The organism is Thioalkalivibrio denitrificans (assembly GCF_002000365.1).
GTDB lineage: Bacteria > Pseudomonadota > Gammaproteobacteria > Ectothiorhodospirales > Ectothiorhodospiraceae > Thioalkalivibrio_A > Thioalkalivibrio_A denitrificans.
The window spans coordinates 67,613-86,554 of the sequence record NZ_MVBK01000018.1; the positions used below are offsets into that span (position 1 = coordinate 67,613).

An 18,942-nucleotide genomic window follows, 5' to 3' on the forward strand; every position below is an offset into this window, starting at 1 on the left:
TTGTCCACTCAGTTGAGCACCAATGCCGCGGTGTTACTTGACGGCACCCCGCTCGTACATGCGCTCCATCGCCTCACGCAAACGCGCGGTCTCCTCCAGCGCCTGATCGGCCTTGCGATTGGCCTCAGCAGCCATGTTGCGCGCCTCGTTGGCCGTGCGCGTGGCCTGTTCCGCAGCCGTACGGGCCTGGCCTGCCTCGGTGCGAGCCTGGGCCGCGGCAGCAGCGGCCTCATCCGCTGACGTGCGAGCCTCCTGGACATCCGCCGTCGAGGCGCAGCCGCCCAGTAAGGCAAGGGCCAGGGCCAGGGCCGAGAATGCACTGACTCGTTTGATGGTATTGGTCATTGGAGACTCCCTGAAATGGGTTTGGGGGAAAGTGCCGGACGATCCGAACCGGGAAACCGGCAAGGAAGCGCCCTTGCACTCATCATGTTAGCAGGACCGCGCGGTCTGTAAACAATATCCATCACGGCCCGTGTCACAATCCGGAACACGGTCACGACTTCGAACGCGGATTGAGCCTTCAGCTCTCAGCCGTCAGCTGTCAGTGATCATGCACCAGCGCTGCACATGCCGGTGTATGCCTGCCTGACAGTGGTGCATCGACGACAACATGGTCAGTCATAACTGTATGAAAAAAAGGAGAAAATGGATTTGGTACGCCTTATGCACGTGCCAACACGTGTGTCCGATGGCTTGTGATTCGCACGCTGTCGGCCATGTTTCAAGACTCCTCCTGCTCTTGGGGTGCCACCGGCACCCCTTTTTTTTCCGCTCCAGGGCTTGTCGGCATCAATGCGCGTGACAGCCGTTTGATGGCTTCAGGCATCGAGGGGTCCACTAGTGTCCTGAGTCAGAGATTCGTTGCATTTCAGCGGGCCTGTACGGGATGCGCGGCAAGGCGCTCGAGCGANNCTCCCGGCAGATGGGTGCGGTCCTTGCCAAGGGCTTGCCATTGCCTTCGGCCCGCGCCTTGCCTTGGGTCTTGTGCGGGGCTCTGAAATGCAACGAATCTCTGACTCAGGACACTAGCTTCGAAGGCAACATGCAGCGTCAGGCCCGGGCGTTCCGCTACAATCGGCTGCAATACACACCCGACCAACAGGAAACCCGGCCATGTCTCTGGGTCCCGTGATGCTGGATGTCGAAGGGATCTGCCTCACCGAGGCGGAACGCCGGCTGCTGTGCCATCCGCGGGCGGGCGGGGTGATCCTCTTTACCCGCAACTTCGAATCCCTCGAACAGCTCACTGAACTGGTGGCTGACATCCACGCCCTGCGTACACCGCGTCTGCTGGTGGCGGTGGACCATGAGGGCGGGCGCGTGCAACGGTTTCGGGAAGGTTTCACCCGCCTGCCGAGTGCGGCCCGTTTGGGAACGCAGTACGATGCCCATCACGGTCGCGGCCGGGAACTGGCCCGCATGGCGGGGTGGCTGATGGCCGCGGAGTTGCGGGCGGCCGGCGTGGATTTCAGCTTCGCGCCGGTGCTGGATCTGAGTCACGGGATCAGTGGTGTCATCGGGGATCGCGCCTTTCACCGGGACCCGGAAGTGGTGGCGGACCTTGCCCACCATTTCATGAGCGGCATGCAGCACGCCGGCATGGAAGCGGTGGGCAAGCACTTCCCCGGCCATGGCGGCGTGCGCGAGGATTCGCACCTGGCCCTGCCCGTGGATTCCCGTCATCTGAATGAACTGGAGTCGGACATCCTCCCGTTCGAACGCATGATCCGTTACGGACTCGCCGGGATCATGCCCGCCCATGTGGTCTACGCGCAGTGTGACCGCCATCCGGCCGGATTCTCGCCGTACTGGCTGAACCAGATCCTGCGCCGCCGACTGGGTTTCGGGGGCGTCATCTTCAGTGACGACCTGAGCATGGCCGGCGCGGAGTGCATGGGTGACTATCCCGACCGGGCCCGGGCCGCACTGCGTGCCGGGTGCGACATGGTCCTGGTATGCAATCACCCGGACGCGGCGCGCCGCGTGATGGACGCCCTGGACGAGGACCCGGACCCCGTGTCCATCGCGCGCCTCGCGCGAATGCACGGCCGCAGAAGTCCGGGATGGGAGGCGCTGCGCGCATCTGAGGCCTGGCGCCGCGCGCACGAGACCCTGGAAGGTCTGCACGATTCACCGCTGATGGAACTGGATGTCTGACTGAACACGCCCGACGGGGCTTGAGGGAGGTCCGCCGGGCCTCGGAACGGCTTGGCGCCATCGCGCTATAATGGGTCATCGTGACCCCGACTGCGGGCCCTGTCGGGCGACTGGCCATGGTTTTGTGAGGCCCCTATAATGCCGCACTTTGCTTCAGACACGACCCTTTCCCGGAGATGAACCGCTATGGCTGACAAGCTGCTGATTGTCATGGTCAACACCGACCCCACCAACCCGTCCGAACTGGGTGCGCCCTTTTTCCAGGCCACGGTGGCAGCCGCCATGGAATACGAGGTGGAAGTGGTGATGACGGGTCGTGCCGGGGAACTCGCCAAAAAGGGCGTGGCCGAGAAACTGTTTGTACAGGAAGGCAGCCCCAAATCGGTATACGAGTTCATCAAGGATGCCGCGGAGGCCGGGGTCAAGTTCAAGGTATGTACCCCCACGCTGGATCTCTGGGGTGATGATCTGATTCCCGAGATCGAGGAAACCGTTGGCGGCGCTTACGTGATCAGTGAGGCCATGGACGACGACACGGTCACGTTTACCTACTGATGGGCGTTGCTCGCCGCGCAGCGTGTTTGCTCTCGACGCGTCCGCGGACGACGGGCGCGTGACGGTCACCGCCGAACAGGCACTCCGGGTCTGGCAGGAGGCCGATTGCCTCCACGATCAGTCCGCAGTGGAAGCTGCCCTGGATCGCATGGGCCGTGAGATCACCGAAGCCCTTGCCAAACGCGATCCCCTGGTCCTGTGTGTCATGAACGGTGGCCTGGTGGCAGCTGGACATCTGCTCACACGCCTTTCGTTTCCCCTGCAAGTGGATTACCTGCACGCCACGCGTTACCGCGGAGACGTGGAAGGTGCCGCTGAGCTTCACTGGCTGGTCAGACCACAGCTACCGCTGGCGGGTCGCACGGTCCTGGTGATCGACGACATACTGGACGAAGGCCGGACGCTGGCGGGCATCCTGGATTATTGCCGTCAGCACGAAGCCGCCTCGGTGTACAGCGCGGTCCTCGTCCTCAAGCACCATGGGCGGCGCGACCCGCGCATCCAGGCAGATTTCGTCGGCGTGGAGGTGGATGACCACTACGTGTTCGGGTACGGCATGGATTACAAGGAGTACCTCCGCAATGCCCCGGGCATCTACGCGGTGAAGGGGATGTAATCACCCTGGCAAACGGAGTCTGCCGGATGCGTTATCCCGCTCATCCCCTTTCCTCCCGGCCCGGCCGCACCTCAAGCAGCCCACGGATCCTGAACCATGACTGATACCATCCTCGCCATTATCGGCGGTACCGGCCTGACCTCGCTCAAGGGGCTGGAAATCTCACGCCGGGAGGTCATGCATACGCCGTATGGCGAACCTTCCGGTCCGCTGACCCATGGCATACTCGCCGGTCGCGAGGTGGTCTTTCTCGCCCGCCATGGCTACAGCCACACCATTCCGCCTCACCAGGTGAACTACAGGGCCAACGTGTGGGCCCTTAAGCACGCAGGTGTCAGCGCGGTGGTGGCGGTGGCGGCCGTGGGCGGAATCACCGCCGAGATGCGCCCGCGACGCCTCGTCTTTCCCAACCAGATCATCGACTACACCTGGTCGCGTGCACACACCTTCTTCAACAAGGATCTCACCCACGTGGTGCACGTGGACTTCACCGAGCCCTACGATGCCGATCTGCGTCGCAAACTGATCGAGGCGGCGCGCACCATCAAGATCGATGCAGTTGAACAGGGTACCTACGGCGCCACCCAGGGCCCGCGCCTTGAAACCGCGGCCGAGATCGATCGCCTGGAGCGTGACGGCTGCGACCTCGTGGGCATGACCGGAATGCCCGAAGCCGTGCTCGCCCGCGAACTGGAACTCCCCTACGCCACCTGCGCCGTGGTGGCCAACTGGGCCGCAGGTCGCGGCGAAGGCGTCATCACCATGGACGAGGTGAGGGAAAACCTGGATGCCGCCATGGCCAACGTGCGCCGTGTACTGGAGGCGACGATCAAAGCGCTGTAGAAGTAAGAAGAAGTAAGAAGTGTGAATTGGGAAGTGGGAATAGAAGCCACCCTCACCCCAACCCTCTCCCTGAGGGAGAGGGAGCGAAAAACCATGTCCGGCTCTTACCAGCGGGTGGTTGCAGGCCCCGGCATTACTTCTCACTTCCCAATTCACACTTCTTACTTCATAAAACCGCAAGCCATATCGGCAGTGTCACGATCGCCGCGATCATGTTGACGGCCACGATGGACGCCACCAGGGGGCCGTCGCCGCCCATGCGGACGGTCAGGATATAGGCGGAGGAGGCGGTGGGCAGCGCGGCCATGATGACGGCAGCCGCCAGGTACTCGGCCCGCAGACCGAACATCCCGCCCACCCACCAGGCGACAGCGGGCAGGGCCAGCAGCTTGATGGCCGTGAGGTAGGCCACGGCGCCCATCTGGCGCCCGGAAATCACCAGGCGCAGGCCGGCGCCCACGGCGATCAGACCCATGGGCAAGGCCGTGTAGCCGAGAAACTCCAGCGTCGTGTCCACCATGGCGGGCAACGGCAGGCCCAGCGCTGACCAGACCAGTCCCGCGAAGGTGGACAGGATCAGCGGATTGCCGATGATCTCCCGCCACATCCGTCCCTCGCCGTGATGGGCGAGGGCCCACACGGATGCCACATTGGCCAGCGGTACCATGAACCCGGTGAGCAGACCAAAGGCTGCGATGCCGTCCTGGGCATAGAGCGCGCCCAGAACGGCAAAGCCGATATAGCCGTTGAATCGAAAGGCGCACTGGAAGGCGGAGGCGAAAGAGATCGCCGACAGTCCGAACCACCAACGTGCACCGTAGCCCAGCACGATCCCCAGCACGATGAACGTTACGCCGGTGTAGATCATCGGGCTGGCCTGATCCAGTTGAAGGGGGCGACTGGCCAGCGCCCCGAATAGCAGGGCAGGGAACAGAACGTAGTAGATGAGCCGTTCCAGGTCTGACCAGAAGGACTGGCTGAAGCCGCCATAGCGGCGCAGCAGGTACCCCATCAGGACAAGGGTGATGGTCGGGACGAGGAGGGAGGCCACGCTCACCGGCGGCATCCCCCACGCGCACGGCTATGCAGGCATGCTTGCCTCTCAGCCAGTGGCTTCCTGGTCACTCTGGTAGACGTGGCGGGAGGTGTTGACCAGCGAGCGGCGATACTCCACGGGCTTGGAGTGATAGGTGAAGGCGATACGGTCCACCTGGAGCACCGGCGCGTTGACCTCGATATCCAGCAGGTTTGCCTCGCTCTCGTCCACTGCCACGGCACGCAACTGCTCGGAGGTGCGGATGATATTGAGGCCGAAACGCTCCTGGTAGAGCTGGTATATGGTGCCGGGCCGGTTGCTGAAGGTGTCGCGGTCCAGACCCTCGAACACCTCCGCATCCACGTAGATGTCATTCACCTCGACAGGATACCCTTCGATGCGCAACAGGTTGCGCGCATGGATCACGCGTGCACCCTTGTCGAGCCCGAGCCGCGTCGCCACGTTCTGCTCGGCGCGGATACGCCGGAACTGCAGGAGTTCCGGTGTGGGGAATCGCTTGATGCCGTCTTCGTCGACAACATGATAGAAGTGATAGAGAAAGCGGCTCTGGGTGTGCGCGGCCACGAAGGTGCCGCGGCCCTGCTGGCGCACCAGGATGCGCTCGGCCGTCAGTTCGTCGATGGCCTTGCGCACCGTGCCGATGCTGACGTCGAAACGTTCTGCCAGGCGCGATTCGCTGGGTATGGCCTCATTGGGTTTCCACTCGCCGTCGGCGAGGCTCTGGGTCAGGAGGCTCTTGACCCGCTTGTAGAGGGGCCCCCGACCGATATCCGCTGCGCTGATCGTCCCGTTCATCGATGCAGGATCTCCGTGTCCGTGTTAGAGATGGGTCTTGCGGAAAGTACCGGAAAATCCATCTGACTCAGCTATGTTACCCGAATCATTCAGATACGTGGAAACCGAGGTGACCGCAGATCAGCTGCTGCGGCAGAGCATCCGCTTCAAGCGAACAGGTCCGGGTACCCGAATAGCGCCGCACTGCCGCCGGTGTGCAGGAAGACGACGTTCTCGTCCTTGCGGAAGCGGCCGTTTCGCACGAGGTCGATCAGACCCGCCATGCCCTTGCCCGAGTAGACCGGGTCCAGCAGGATCGCCTCGCTGGTGGCAAGTAGTTTCACGGCCTCCACCATGCCTTCGGTGGGCAGGGCATATCCCTCGCCCACGTAATCGCAGTTGGCGACCACGTCCTCCCGGGCAATGATGTCGCCGAGCCCCATGTAATCAGCGGTATGGCAGGCCAGGTCGAACACGGCCTTCTCCTGCGCTTCCCGTGGCGCACGCACACCGATTCCGAGCACGGGGATACCGCTGCGTGCGCCGCTCAGGCCGGTGACCAGCCCCGCCTGGGTGCCGGCGCTGCCGGTGGCGTGCACCACGTGGTCGATACGCAGCCCCATGCTGTTGGCCTGGGCCAGCAGTTCGAGGGCGGCGTTCACGTAGCCCAGGGCACCCACGGGGTTGGAGCCGCCGCCCGGAATGATATAGGGCTTGTGTCCACCCTCGCGCAGCTGCTCCGCGAGCATGTCCATCTCCCTGGCCATGTCCGAACCGCCGGGGCGCAGGCTGACACTCGCACCGAACAGCCTGTCCAGGAGCACATTGCCGTTGTCCAGGTAGTCACGATCCGAGGCCCCGGTGCGGTTTTCCAGCAGGATATGGCACTTGAGTCCCAGCCTGGTTGCGATGGCCGCCGTCTGCCGGGCATGGTTGGACTGCACCGCGCCCTGGGTGATGACGGTGTCGCATCCCTGCTCCAGGGCATCGGCCATCAGGAACTCCAGCTTGCGTGTCTTGTTGCCCCCCGTGGCCAGTCCCGTGCAGTCGTCTCGCTTGATCCACAGCCGCGGACCGCCCAGCAGCTTCGAGAGAGACTCCATGGGCTCCAGCGGGGTGGGGAGGTGCGCAAAATGCAGGCGCGGGAATCGGGACAAGTGCATTAACTGGCTACTCCTCGGTCAAGAGATCAGGGGTCATCACATCAGGATGCCGCGTGGCAGCGGCACGTACAGGTACTTCGTGAATATGAAGTGGAAACTGCCCACCAGCAGAACGGTCACCACTGCGGCGCGCAGGTAGGCGAACAGACTGATGGGGGAGGTATCCCCCTCGACCTTCTTGGCGGCACGGGTCACGTACCACCAGAAGCCATAGAACACCAGGACACTGGTGACCATGAAACCCAGATGCTCGATCAGGGACGCCCAGAGGATCAGCAGGGCCGCCGCGATCAGCATCCGGAGTTTGCTGCCTTCATCGAAGATCGGGCCCCGTTCGGGCCTGATGAAGGCACGCACCAGGAGAAAGGCGGCACTGGCAAAAATGAACACGAGAATGGCGTTCGGCCAGCGGGCGCTGAGGGGTGTCCAGGGCTCCCTCGCAAACCAGAACACAAGGGCCAGGCCCAGCGCACCGAGACCCGCGATGATGTCCGTGTTGAAGTTCTTGGCATTCATGATGAGATCACTCCACTGAGCCGGACGTCATGCGCTTGCGGCCCCGGCGGTTCTGAATGGCGGGCCAGACGAGTGTCAGCACTGTCAGGGCGATGAGCATCCAGGACAGCGGGTTGACGAACAGGGCCAGCGCCGCCTGATCCGGTCCGAAACGTGCCGTTCCCTGGAGCATGGCCATGCCGAATCCGTCCTCGGCGATGGGCCCAAGAATGAGGCCCAGCGCGATGGGCGCCGCATGGATACCGAAATAGCGCACCACGTAGGCGAAGATACCCAGCCCGACCATGATGAACACATCCACCAGGCTGTTGCGCATGGAGTAGGCGCCCAGGATGGTCATGAACGCGATGGTGGGCACCAGGAACCCCAGGGGTACGGTACAGACGGCACGGCAGATGATACGGCCGCCGATGACACCGACGATCAGCAGCGCCAGCGCAGCCAGGCCAAGTGAAAAGATGAAGCCGTAGGCCAGGGTGCCGGTCTCGACGAAGAGGGCAGTGCCGGGACGTATGCCATGCAGCATCAGGGCGCCCAGCATGACCGCCGCGGGCGGTGAGCCCGGCACGCCCAGCGTCAGCAGGGGCACCACGCTGCCGGCGACGGCGGCGTTGTTGCTGGACTCCGAGGCGACCACGCCCTGGGCGTTGCCCTTGCCAAAGCTGGCGGGGTCCCTGTCGGCGCGCTTGGCCTCGTTATAGGCCACCAGCCCCGCCACGTTGTTGCCGGCACCGGGGATGATGCCCACGATCAGGCCGATGACTGATGACCGTATGACGTTGAAGGGCCTGCCGCACGTGATCCAGAACACGTGAGACAGCTTTTCACCGCCCTTGGAGTAATCGATGCTCACGGTGCGCATGGCCGTGGCCGACAGGCGGATGAGTTCCGGCACGGCGAAGATGCCGATCAGGGCCACGATCAGGTTGACGCCGCCCTGCAGTTCGGAGGTGCCGAACAGGAACCGTGATTCGCCGCCCAGCGGGGAGACGCCGACAGTGCCGATCAGCATGCCGATGGCGCCGCCCATGAGTCCCTTGACCAGGGAGCCGGTGGACAGGGCGCCGATCAGGCTCAGCCCGAGCACGGCAACCCAGAAGTATTCTGCCGGGCCGAAGCGGATGGCGATCTCGGTCAGCGGGGCGGCCAGCAGCAGGACGAAAATGACACTGATGACGCCGCCCACCACCGATGCGACGGTGGCGGTGAGGATGGCAAGCTCGGCCTTGCCCTGTTGCGCCATGGGATAACCGTCGAGGCTGGTGGCAATGGCACCCGGCGTCCCCGGCGTATTGATCAGGATGGCGGTGAACGCGCCGCCATACATGGAAGCCACGTAGACCGCGCCCAGCAGCACCATGGCACTGAGCGGATCCATGGTAAAGGTGAACGGAACCAGCAGGGCCAGTGCCATGGTGGCCGTGAGCCCCGGGACCGAGCCGACAAACAGCCCGACCACCGTGCCTATCAGGACCAGCAGCAAGGCTTCCCAGCCAAGTACGGCCATCAGACCGGATATAACGGATTCGAACACGTCGGCTCGCCTCTTGGATCAGGATGGGAAAGTATCGCTACGCACAGGGATCGAGTTTTCGAACGTGATGGACACACGTCCAAAAAACCGCTGCACGAAGCCATTGGACTTCATGCAGCGGCCGGTTTTCACAAGCTTGGACAGAGGATTACCGAAGCATCCCCAGTTCATCGAGCAGCTCGCGGTATTCCACCTTCAGGCGCTCTACCAGTGCGGCGCTTTCCTCCGGGCCGTAGTAGTGCATCTGGAAGCCCATTTCCTGCTTGCGCTCGGCCTGGGCACGGTTGACCTTGTCCAGCGCCTCGGCGATGCGGTTAACGGCTTCGTCAGGCATGCCTGCCGGACCCAGGGCGCCGCGATAGATGGCTTCCACCACGTCATAGCCCAGTTCCTTGAAGGTGGGCACGTCCGGCAGGAAGTCGACGCGCTCCTCGGTGGACACTGCCAGTGCCCGGAACCGGTCCTTGTTCTGCACGTACATGGTGGAGTTGGTCATCAGCGCACCCACGTGGCCACCCTGCAGCGCCGGAATGGTCGGACCGGAGCCGGGGAAGGGGATCCAGGTAAGGCGGATGTCGGCGGCCCGCATCAGGCGTACGGCACCCAGGTGGTTGCCGCTGGCGGTACCGGTACCACCCACGGTGATGGAACCGGGGTTTTCCTTGGCGGCATTGATGAAGTCCTCGAGGGTCTGGAAGGGGCTGTCATTGCGCACCACCAGGACCTGGGGGGTGGAGTGGTAGGTGTAGATGACCTTCAGGTCGTCGGTCTGATAACCGGGATTGCGGGTCATCGGCTGGGCGATGATATGCGGGATGCTGAAGCAGGCGAACGTGTACCCGTCTGCGCGCTGACGGCTCACATGGGTCCAGCCTACGGCGCCGCCGCCGCCCTCACGGTACTCAATGACTACATCGACACCCAGTTCGCTCCTGAGGGGTTCCTGCTGCATGCGCTGCACGATGTCGCATTCACCCCCCGGGCTGAAGGGGTTTACGTAGGTCACGGTGCGCTCGGGGAACGAGGCCGCGGCGGGACCCGCCGCCATGCCCAGTGCACCCGCCAGGCAGGCGCCGACCAGGGCGGATCGTTTCAGTAGCTTGAACATGATCATCCTCCAATACCTTCTTTAAGAAGAGATGCCAACCGGTCGTGACGATTGGCTGTTTTGCTGCGGAGCGGGGCCGGGAGGGACTCCCGGCGGTTGCCGCGCCGCGTTCACTGGATCCATCCTCGGTACTCCCAAAGGAGTCTTCCTCCCCGCCAAATCGGGTCTCAGGAACCTAGCACGAGTCATCTAACAAGTCTAGGTCATATAGTTGATATGGTTGTTTTGTCAACCAGTGGGACCTGGCTGGCAGGTGTCGGATTCCCCATCGGCCTTAAGAGTGTAGACCGCCCGGGGATGATTTCCGTGCATCGCTGAACAGTTCCTGAATGGGGCCGCGGGTACAATCTGCGGGGAAGGTCACATTACTCAGCTAGGTCATCTAGTTGAATTTTTCTCAGGGACGTACTAGGCTATTTCGAGTGCCGCCGCCGAACCGGTACTGGCCCTCGTCGCCGCGGGGTCCCAAAGGCAGGTTTTCGTGCGGAAGGGTTCCAGCTGTACAACGCTAAGGTACCGGAGGAAACATGATTCACTTCATCGTGCACGACCAGCATGACTCCGTGGGAGTCGTGGTGGTCGAAGGGGTCGAGGCCGGCCAGGAAGTCACTGGCTGGATCATGGACCAGGACAAGGAACTCAAGGTCAAGCTCCTGAACGACATCCCCATCGGACACAAGTTCGCCATCCGTGATCTCAACGAGGGCGACACCGTCATGAAGTACAACACTGACATCGGGCGCATGGTGCAGCCGGCCAAGGCCGGCGAGCACGTGCATGTTCACAACCTCAAGACGAAACGGTGGTAACAGCCATGCTTGATCAGACTATTCTCGGTTATCGCCGTGAGAACGGCCGCGTGGGCGTTCGCAACCACGTGATCATCCTTCCCCTGGACGATCTGTCCAACGCCGCCTCCGAGGCGGTGGCCAACAACATCAAGGGCTGCATGGCGTTGCCCCATCCCTATGGGCGCCTGCAGTTCGGCAAGGACCTGGAACTCCATTTCCGGACGCTGATCGGCACCGGCCGCAACCCCAACGTCGCCGCCGTCATCGTCATTGGCATCGAGCCGAACTGGACCAGGAAGGTGGTCGACGGGATTGCCGAGACGGGCAAGCCCGTGGCCGGTTTTCATATCGAGCAGAACGGGGACATCAACACCATCGCCGCCGCTTCGCGCAAGGCGAAGGAATTCGTGCAGTGGGCCAGCGAGCTTCAGAAGGAGCCTTGCCCCATCAGCGAGCTGTGGGTGTCCACCAAGTGCGGTGAGTCCGACACCACCTCCGGCCTGGGTGCGAACCCCTGCGTGGGTGCCGCGTTCGACCGCCTCTATGAGAACGGCAACACCCTGGTGTTCGGTGAGACCTCCGAGCTGACCGGCGGTGAGCACCTGGTGCGTGACCGGTGCGTCAATGAGCAGGTTGCCAAGCACTTCATGGAGACCTGGAGCGCCTACAACGACTTCATCAACGAGAACAAGACCAACGATCTCTCCGATTCCCAGCCCACCAAGGGCAACATCGAAGGCGGCCTGACCACCATCGAGGAGAAGGCGCTGGGCAACATCCAGAAGATCGGCAAGAAGTGCAAGGTGGACGGCGTGCTGGAACCAGCCGAGGAGCCGACCGGTGGCAAGGGCCTGTACTTCATGGACTCCTCGTCCGCCGCTGCGGAGATGGTCACCCTGTGTGCCGCCGCCGGCTATGTGGTGCATTTCTTCCCCACGGGCCAGGGCAACGTGATCGGAAACCCGATCCTTCCGGTGATCAAGATCACCGCGAATCCGCGTACCGTGCGCACCATGGGTGAGCATGTCGATGTGGACGTGAGCGGCATCCTGCAGAAGGAAATGAACATGGAAGACGCGGGCCAGAAGCTCCTCGAGTGCATGATCAGCACGGCCAACGGCCGCATGACCGCTGCCGAGGCCCTGGGTCATCGCGAGTTTGTGCTGACGCGCCTGTATCGCAGCGCGTAATCCCGACGGAAACCGGCCCGGCCGCGTTCGGCCGGGCCGGTTGCCCGTGCAGGGCCGTTTTCCAATCCATCCGGAGTAGAACACCCATGTCGGATTTCCTCACGGTGCGGGTCTGGCGAGGGGACGAGCAGGGCGGGTTCCAGACGTTTGAGGTGCCGCGCCTCGAAAGCCAGACGGTGCTTGACGTGGTGAGCCACATACAGCGCCAACTGGATCCCACGCTGGCTTATCGTTTCGCGTGCCGTGTCGGCATGTGCGGTTCTTGTGCCATGACGGTCAACGGCAAGGCCCGCTGGACCTGCCGCACCCACGTCGCCAAGGTGGCCGCGGACGGCAACCTGGAGCTGGCGCCACTGGCGCACCTGCCCGTGGTCCGCGACCTGGTGACCGACATGTCGGCGTTCTTTGACAAGTGGGCGAGGGCACGCGGCCAGTTTCACCCCACCGCAACCCGCAAGGATCCGTTTGCACGGATCCGACCGGACTCTGCGCAGCGCATCAACGCCGATGCCGGCATTGAGTGCATCGGCTGCGGTGTGTGCTACGCGTCCTGCGATGTGGTGCAATGGCGCCCCGACTACCTGGGACCGGCGGCACTCAACCGGGCCTGGACCCTCGTCAACGACGAACGAGACGGCGCGCAGGCCGAGCGCCTGCGCGCGGTGGCCGGCGATGCCGGCTGCCATGCGTGCCACACGCACCTGAGCTGTACCGAACGCTGTCCGAAACACATTTCGCCCACGGCCGGCATTGCCGGCCTCAAGCGCGCCGCCATGAAGGCCGCGCTGCGGGGCGACCTGTGAACACGCGCACGGAAGTGCGGCTCTGGGCGGCACAACGCATCAGCGCCATGGTGCTTGGTGTCTGCGTATTCGTACACCTGATCACCATCATGGTGGCCATGCGCGGAGGACTGTCGGCAGCCGAGATCCTGGAGCGCACCCAGGGCAACTGGGCGTGGTTCGTCTTCTACGTTGTGTTCGTCGCCGCCGTGGTGGTGCATGCGCCCATCGGGCTTCGCACCATCATTGAGGAGTGGCTCGGATGGCGGGGCACCTGGCTTGATATCCTGCTGGTGGTGCTTGCGGCCGCCCTGGGTCTCTGGGGTCTGCGCGCCGTATGGGCGGTGTTCGCATGAAGACCGACTGGCGCGCCCGCAATCACCCGGCCTGGTGGGCCTTCCTGGTGCACCGCATCTCGGGCATCGTGCTCACCCTGTTCCTGCCGTTTCATTTCTGGGTGTTGGGCATGGCCCTGAACGACGCCGCCCGGATGGACGATTTTTTCGCCTGGGCCGATCGTCCCCTGGTGAAGGTGGCCGAGGCGGGACTCGTGATCCTGCTGGCCGCACACCTGACCGGCGGCCTGCGACTGATGGCCCTGGAATTCCTTGCCTGGCGGGGCTGGCAGAAGGACCTGTTGGCAGTGGCCGCCGGCCTGACGGTGATCGCCGGTGTGGTCTTCGCCTATGTGGTTTGAGATCGGGGTACTGGTCTTTGGCGCGTTTGCCGCATCCCTGGCAGCCGGTGCCTCCGGTTTCGCCTTCGGGCTCGTGGGCATGGCGATCTGGCTGCACGCCATCTCTCCGGCCCGTGCCGTGCCGCTGGTCATTCTGTGCTCGATCCTGCTGAACATGGCACTGATCTGGCGGCTGTGGTCTTCGGTGGACATGAAGCGCCTCAAGCCGTTTCTTGTCGGTGCGGTGGTGGGCGTGCCCCTGGGTGTGGCGGCCCTGAGACATGTCGAACCCGGCGTGATCCGTCAGACAGTCGGTGCACTGCTCATCGTCTACAGTCTGTACATGGTCACCCGGGCGACCATGCCGGTGCTGCCGCTGTCGCCCCGGGCCGGTCGCACGATGGACACCGGCGTCGGCGCCCTGGGCGGATTCATGGGCGGTTCCACCAGCCTGAACGGAATCTTTCCCACACTCTGGTGCGGGATTCGCGGCTGGACCCCGCGGGAGCAGCGGGGCGTGTTCCAGCCCTACGTGCTGCTGGTACACCTCTACACCCTGGCGTGGCTTGGCGGCACGGGCACGCTCGGCAGGCAGACACTGCACGACATCCTGTGGTGTGTGCCTTTCGTGGCCGCCGGCGGCTATATCGGCCTGCAGCTGTTTCACCGGACCAGCGAGGCCGGATTCCGGCGCCTGATGCTGGGCCTTTTCATTGTCTCGGGTGTCCTTCTGCTCATCTGAGACAGGACATCGGGCGCCTCCCGGAATCCCGGAGCGGACTCACATCGCTCCGGGGCGAACTCACCGAAGGGCCGATTGCCCGGCACGGCCCCGGATACAGATGGAGTGACAGTCATGAACATTGATCCGAACATTGTGGAGGACGCTGCACGGGAGCTCTACATCAGGGCCCTGAAGGTGCTTCCCCCCGATATCAAGGCGGGTTTCGACCAGCTGAGCGAACGCGAAAGCTCCGAGACGGGCAAGGCCGTGCTCGGCACCATGATCCGCAACATCGCCGTGGCCGAGGACACCAACAATCTGCTGTGCCAGGACACGGGGGTGCCCATTTACAACGTCACCATCGGGCGCAACGTGGACTTCGACGGCGCGACCCTGAAGGAGGCCATTCGCAAGGGCTGCGAGCGGGCGACGAAAGAGCATCCGCTGCGTTCCTCCGTGGTGCATCCCATCACGCGCAAGAACGAGCACACTTCGACAGGCATCCGCGTGCCGGTGATTCATTTTGATTTCAGCGATCAGCCCGACGAGTTCCGCCTGGAGATGATTCCCAAGGGCAGCGGTTCGGAGAACAACTCCTGGCTGCGCATGGCCATACCCGCCGAGGGCATCGACGCGGTCAAGACCTTTGTCGTGGATTGCGTGCTGGAGGCGGGCGGCAAGACCTGTCCGCCCACCATCGTCGGCGTGGGCGTAGGCGGCACCTCGGAACTGTGCGTGCACATGGCCAAGATGGCCGCCACGCGGCCGCTGGGTTCCCATTGCGAGGATCCGGAAGGGCGCAAGCTGGAAGAGGAACTCTCCGCCGTGGTCAACAAGCTGGGCGTCGGTGCCCAGGGTCTGGGCGGCGATGCCACGGCCTTTGCCGTACACGTGGAACTGGCCGCAACGCACATCACCATGAATCCGGTGGCCGTGAACATGCAATGTCACTCGGCGCGGCGCGCCTCGGCACAGATCACGGCTGACGGTGTCAGCTACGGCTTCTGATCGAGAGGGGAGAACACACATGGCACATCATGACATCACCACTCCCGTCACCGAGGAAACCGTTCGGAGCTGGCGGGTCAATGACACGGTCACGCTCAACGGCACGTTGTTCGGCATCCGTGACGCCACCCAGATCCACATGTTCGATCGCGGGCGTACTACGCGCTTCGATCTGAACGGTCATGCGGTGATCCATACCGCACCCAACGTGCGCAAGGTGGAGAAGAGCGACGAATACCCGGCGGGCTACGCCCCCGTATGCATCGGCACAACCACCAGTGCGCGCATGGAGCGTTTCTCGCGTCCGCTCATGGAGCAGTACGGCGTGCGCATGATCATCGGCAAGGGCGGCCTGCTGGACGATTCCCTCAAGGCCTTCCAGGACCTGGGTGGCGTGTATCTGGCCATCGTGGGCGGCACTGCGGCCCTGGAGACCACCTGGGTGGAAGCCATCGAGGACGTGGACCTGGACGACCTCAACCCGGAGTCACTCTGGAAATTCCGCATCAAGGGATTCGGTCCGCTGCTGGTGGCCATGGACAGTCACGGCGACAGCCTCTACAGCCACGTGCGCGAGGAAGGCGCCAGGCGGCGCTCGGACGTGCTCGCCGCGCTGGGCGTGGCCGCCAAGTAGGCGCACCTCGTTCACTCAATCGCATCCGCGGGAAGGGCCGTCATGGACACCGTCAAGACCGATATTCTGATCCTGGGCTCAGGTGGGGCCGGGCTGTTCGCCGCGCTGCATGCCAAGCGCGCCGCACCGGACCTGACGGTCACGGTGGCCGTGAAGGGCCTGCTCGGCAAGTGCGGCTGCACGCGCATGGTGCAGGGCGGCTACAACGTGGCCCTGGCGCCGGGTGACTCCATCGAACGCCATTTCATGGATACCATCGAGGGCGGCAAGTGGCTGCCCGACCAGGATCTGGCCTGGAAGCTTGTCACCACCGCCGTCGAACGGGTGCATGAGCTGGAGAACGAGCTGGGTTGCTTCTTCGACCGCAATCCTGACGGTTCCCTGCACCAGAAGGCCTTCGCCGGCCAGACCTTCGATCGCACGGTGCACAAGGGCGATCTCACCGGCATCGAGATCATCAACCGGCTGGCGGAGCAGGTCTGGGCCCGGGACGTGCAGCGCATGGAAGAGCACAGGGCAGTGGCCATCGTGCCCGCCAACGACGGCTCCGGCGTCGCCGGTGTGCTGATGATCGACATGCGCGACGGCGAGTTCCGATTCGTGCAGGCACGGGCGGTGCTGCTGGCCACCGGCGGCGGCCCTACCATGTACAAGTATCACACCCCGAGCGGCGACAAGAGCTGCGACGGCATGGCCATGGCCCTGCGTGCGGGCCTCGCCCTGCGCGACATGGAGATGGTGCAGTTCCATCCCACGGGTCTGCTGGCAGGCGATCACACGCGCATGACCGGCACCGTGCTGGAAGAGGGGCTGCGCGGGGCCGGCGGACACCTGCTCAACGGTAACGGCGAGCGCTTCATGACGAACTACGATCCGCGCGGCGAGCGTGCCACCCGCGACATCGTCTCGCGCGGCATCTACAGCGAGATGCGTGCCGGGCGCACCACGCCCAACGGCGGCGTGCACATCCGCATGAGCCACCTGGGTCCGGACGACGTGCGCGTGCGCTTCAAGGGCATGGTGGAACGCTGTGCCGACTGCGGCTTCGACCTGGCGGGCGGCCTCGTGGAAGTGGTGCCCACCGCGCATTACATGATGGGCGGCGTGATGTTCAACCCGGATTGCAGCACCGCCATGCCGGGTCTGTTCGCCGCCGGCGAGGATACCGGCGGTGTGCACGGCGCGAACCGACTCGGCGGCAACGGCGTGGCCAACTCCACCGTGTTCGGCGGCGTGGCGGGTGACGCCATGGCCGACTGGGTGCCCGTGCAGGGTACCTATCGTGATCCGGACCACCGTGTCATCGATCAGGTGGTCGAGGAGTGCATGAGGCCGCTGGGGCGTCCCATGTCCGACCTGAGCCCGCTGCGCGAGGAACTCTTTTCGGTCATGTGGGACCGTGTCGGGATCATGCGCAACGAGGTGGACCTGCGGCGCGCGCTGGGGGAACTGGATGACCTGGCCACCCGGCTGGAGGATCTGGGCGTCGGTTCCGGTTCCCGCGCCTACAACGTCAGCTGGCACGACTGGATGAATCTGCGCAACCTGATCATGGTCAGCCGGGCCATCGCCACGGCCGCCTTCCGGCGCGAGGACTCCCGCGGCGCCCACTACCGCGAGGACTTCACCGACACCGGCGAACTGGCCGGCTCGGAGTTCACGCGCATCCGATATCGGGACAACCAGTTCGTGATGGACACCGAACCCGTACGCTTCACCCGCGTCGCGCCGGGCCAGTCGCTGCTCGACGACGAACAATCCACAGGAACCTGAGTCATGCCCCGTATTGTCATCACCGAATTCATGGACACCGAGGCAGTCCAGTGGCTGTCCGGGCGTCACGAGACGCACTATGACCCCAAGCTGGTGGACGAACCCGACAAGCTTGCACCGCTGCTCGCGGACTGCGAGGCGCTGATCGTGCGCAATCGCACTCAGGTGCGTCCCGACCTGCTGGGCAAGGCGCCCGCGCTCAAGGTGGTGGGACGCCTCGGCGTCGGCCTGGACAACATTGATCAGGAGGCCTGCAAGGGGCGTGGTGTGCAGGTCATTCCCGCGACGGGCGCCAATGCCCTGGCGGTGGCGGAATACGTCATCTGCACGGCCATGATGCTGTTGCGCGGAGCCTATCTCTCCAGCGACCAGGTCGCCGCAGGCGAATGGCCGCGACCCGCGCTGTCAAAGGGACGCGAACTGTCCGGCAAGACGCTGGGCCTTGCCGGTTTCGGCGGCATCGGTCAGCTGACGGCGCGTCTGGCCCGCGGCCTCGGCATGCACACCGTGGCCTACGATCCCTATCTCAAGCCCGACGCCCCGGCCCTGAAGGAGACCGACACGCGTCTGGTGGATATGGACGGCCTGCTGGCGGAATCCGACGTGATCTCCCTGCACATCCCGCTCACCGACGAGACGCGCAATCTCTTTGATGCGAAGCGCATCGCCGCCATGCGCAAGGGCTCTGTGCTGATCAACTCCGCGCGCGGTGGCATCGTGGACGAAGTGGCCCTGGCAAGTGCGCTGAAGGAGGGTCATCTGGCCGGTGCAGCCCTGGACGTCTTCAACGATGAACCGCTGGCGGCCGGCAGTCCGCTGGCCGACATCCGCAATCTGGTCCTGACACCGCATATCGCCGGTGTCACAGAGGAATCCAACACGCGGGTCAGCCGCCTCATCGCCGAGCGGGTGGCCGAAGCCCTGGGCTGACCCGCTCCCATTGGCGCACATAGCCTGCTGCAAAAGACATTTGCCACAGAGGTCACAGAGGTCACAGAGGTCACAGAGACAGGCATTGGATCTAGGGTCGTCTAAGAT

At 63.9% G+C, this 18,942-nt stretch carries 21 protein-coding genes; 14 read left to right on the plus strand and 7 right to left on the minus strand.

What is annotated here, in order from left to right; all coding sequences use genetic code 11:
• Nucleotides 1-33: 33 nt before the first annotated feature.
• Nucleotides 34-345 carry an Lpp/OprI family alanine-zipper lipoprotein gene (locus tag B1C78_RS03210; RefSeq protein ID WP_077277697.1) on the minus strand — a complete coding sequence of 104 codons (312 nt, stop codon included), beginning with the start codon at nucleotides 343-345 and terminating at the stop codon, nucleotides 34-36.
• A gap of 771 nt (nucleotides 346-1,116) precedes the next feature.
• Between B1C78_RS03210 and nagZ the strand changes: the two genes are divergently transcribed.
• From nagZ to B1C78_RS03235, 4 genes are all read left to right on the plus strand, one after another.
• Nucleotides 1,117-2,160 carry a beta-N-acetylhexosaminidase gene (gene nagZ / locus B1C78_RS03220; RefSeq protein WP_077277699.1) on the plus strand — a complete coding sequence of 348 codons (1,044 nt, stop codon included), beginning with the start codon at nucleotides 1,117-1,119 and terminating at the stop codon, nucleotides 2,158-2,160.
• 186 nt (nucleotides 2,161-2,346) lie between these two features.
• Complete coding sequence (locus tag B1C78_RS03225) at nucleotides 2,347-2,715, plus strand: DsrE family protein (RefSeq protein ID WP_077277700.1); 369 nt, start codon at nucleotides 2,347-2,349, stop codon at nucleotides 2,713-2,715.
• 58 nt (nucleotides 2,716-2,773) lie between these two features.
• Entirely contained in the window at nucleotides 2,774-3,331 is a 558-nt protein-coding gene (locus B1C78_RS03230) for a hypoxanthine-guanine phosphoribosyltransferase (RefSeq protein ID WP_077277746.1), read from the plus strand.
• A gap of 96 nt (nucleotides 3,332-3,427) precedes the next feature.
• Complete coding sequence (locus B1C78_RS03235; protein WP_077277701.1) at nucleotides 3,428-4,174, plus strand: S-methyl-5'-thioinosine phosphorylase; 747 nt, start codon at nucleotides 3,428-3,430, stop codon at nucleotides 4,172-4,174.
• Between the two features lie 166 nt (nucleotides 4,175-4,340).
• On the opposite strand, the gene B1C78_RS03240 is transcribed toward B1C78_RS03235, so the two are convergent.
• From B1C78_RS03240 to B1C78_RS03265, 6 genes are all read right to left on the minus strand, one after another.
• Nucleotides 4,341-5,240, minus strand: a complete 900-nt coding sequence (locus tag B1C78_RS03240) for an AEC family transporter (RefSeq protein WP_245795283.1) — start codon at nucleotides 5,238-5,240, stop codon at nucleotides 4,341-4,343.
• Between the two features lie 36 nt (nucleotides 5,241-5,276).
• The gene (locus B1C78_RS03245) at nucleotides 5,277-6,026 is read right to left on the minus strand and encodes a GntR family transcriptional regulator (RefSeq protein WP_077277702.1); all 750 of its coding nucleotides are present in this window, start codon (nucleotides 6,024-6,026) and stop codon (nucleotides 5,277-5,279) included.
• A 146-nt stretch (nucleotides 6,027-6,172) separates the two neighbouring features.
• Nucleotides 6,173-7,168: a D-cysteate sulfo-lyase gene (gene cuyA / locus B1C78_RS03250; RefSeq protein ID WP_077277703.1), complete on the minus strand. Its 996-nt coding sequence runs from the start codon at nucleotides 7,166-7,168 to the stop codon at nucleotides 6,173-6,175.
• Nucleotides 7,169-7,204: 36 nt separating this feature from the next.
• Entirely contained in the window at nucleotides 7,205-7,684 is a 480-nt protein-coding gene (locus B1C78_RS03255) for a tripartite tricarboxylate transporter TctB family protein (RefSeq protein WP_077277704.1), read from the minus strand.
• A 7-nt stretch (nucleotides 7,685-7,691) separates the two neighbouring features.
• Nucleotides 7,692-9,218, minus strand: a complete 1,527-nt coding sequence (locus B1C78_RS03260) for a tripartite tricarboxylate transporter permease (protein WP_077277705.1) — start codon at nucleotides 9,216-9,218, stop codon at nucleotides 7,692-7,694.
• A gap of 148 nt (nucleotides 9,219-9,366) precedes the next feature.
• Nucleotides 9,367-10,326, minus strand: coding sequence for a Bug family tripartite tricarboxylate transporter substrate binding protein (locus B1C78_RS03265; RefSeq protein ID WP_175628221.1), 960 nt, complete (start codon nucleotides 10,324-10,326; stop codon nucleotides 9,367-9,369).
• A gap of 527 nt (nucleotides 10,327-10,853) precedes the next feature.
• Here B1C78_RS03265 and B1C78_RS03270 point away from each other — a divergent pair.
• From B1C78_RS03270 to B1C78_RS03315, 10 genes are all read left to right on the plus strand, one after another.
• Nucleotides 10,854-11,135 (plus strand): UxaA family hydrolase, encoded by a 282-nt coding sequence (locus B1C78_RS03270; RefSeq protein ID WP_077277707.1) that lies wholly within the window; start codon nucleotides 10,854-10,856, stop codon nucleotides 11,133-11,135.
• A 5-nt stretch (nucleotides 11,136-11,140) separates the two neighbouring features.
• The gene (locus B1C78_RS03275; RefSeq protein ID WP_077277708.1) at nucleotides 11,141-12,307 is read left to right on the plus strand and encodes a UxaA family hydrolase; all 1,167 of its coding nucleotides are present in this window, start codon (nucleotides 11,141-11,143) and stop codon (nucleotides 12,305-12,307) included.
• 86 nt (nucleotides 12,308-12,393) lie between these two features.
• Nucleotides 12,394-13,110 (plus strand): succinate dehydrogenase/fumarate reductase iron-sulfur subunit, encoded by a 717-nt coding sequence (locus tag B1C78_RS03280; RefSeq protein WP_077277709.1) that lies wholly within the window; start codon nucleotides 12,394-12,396, stop codon nucleotides 13,108-13,110.
• Nucleotides 13,107-13,445 carry a succinate dehydrogenase gene (locus tag B1C78_RS03285; RefSeq protein ID WP_077277710.1) on the plus strand — a complete coding sequence of 113 codons (339 nt, stop codon included), beginning with the start codon at nucleotides 13,107-13,109 and terminating at the stop codon, nucleotides 13,443-13,445. The genes B1C78_RS03280 and B1C78_RS03285 overlap by 4 nt, the downstream gene beginning before the upstream one ends.
• A complete protein-coding gene (locus B1C78_RS03290) occupies nucleotides 13,442-13,786 on the plus strand; it encodes a succinate dehydrogenase/fumarate reductase transmembrane subunit (RefSeq protein ID WP_077277711.1) in 345 nt (114 codons plus the stop codon). The genes B1C78_RS03285 and B1C78_RS03290 overlap by 4 nt, the downstream gene beginning before the upstream one ends.
• Nucleotides 13,776-14,507, plus strand: coding sequence for a sulfite exporter TauE/SafE family protein (locus tag B1C78_RS03295; RefSeq protein ID WP_077277712.1), 732 nt, complete (start codon nucleotides 13,776-13,778; stop codon nucleotides 14,505-14,507). The genes B1C78_RS03290 and B1C78_RS03295 overlap by 11 nt, the downstream gene beginning before the upstream one ends.
• Before the next feature lie 114 nt (nucleotides 14,508-14,621).
• On the plus strand, nucleotides 14,622-15,497 hold the full coding sequence (locus B1C78_RS03300) for a fumarate hydratase (protein ID WP_077277713.1): 876 nt from the start codon (nucleotides 14,622-14,624) through the stop codon (nucleotides 15,495-15,497).
• 19 nt (nucleotides 15,498-15,516) lie between these two features.
• Nucleotides 15,517-16,131: a FumA C-terminus/TtdB family hydratase beta subunit gene (locus B1C78_RS03305; protein ID WP_077277714.1), complete on the plus strand. Its 615-nt coding sequence runs from the start codon at nucleotides 15,517-15,519 to the stop codon at nucleotides 16,129-16,131.
• A gap of 42 nt (nucleotides 16,132-16,173) precedes the next feature.
• On the plus strand, nucleotides 16,174-17,904 hold the full coding sequence (locus B1C78_RS03310) for an L-aspartate oxidase (RefSeq protein ID WP_077277715.1): 1,731 nt from the start codon (nucleotides 16,174-16,176) through the stop codon (nucleotides 17,902-17,904).
• A 3-nt stretch (nucleotides 17,905-17,907) separates the two neighbouring features.
• Nucleotides 17,908-18,834, plus strand: a complete 927-nt coding sequence (locus B1C78_RS03315) for a hydroxyacid dehydrogenase (RefSeq protein ID WP_077277716.1) — start codon at nucleotides 17,908-17,910, stop codon at nucleotides 18,832-18,834.
• The last annotated feature ends 108 nt before the right edge of the window (nucleotides 18,835-18,942 follow it).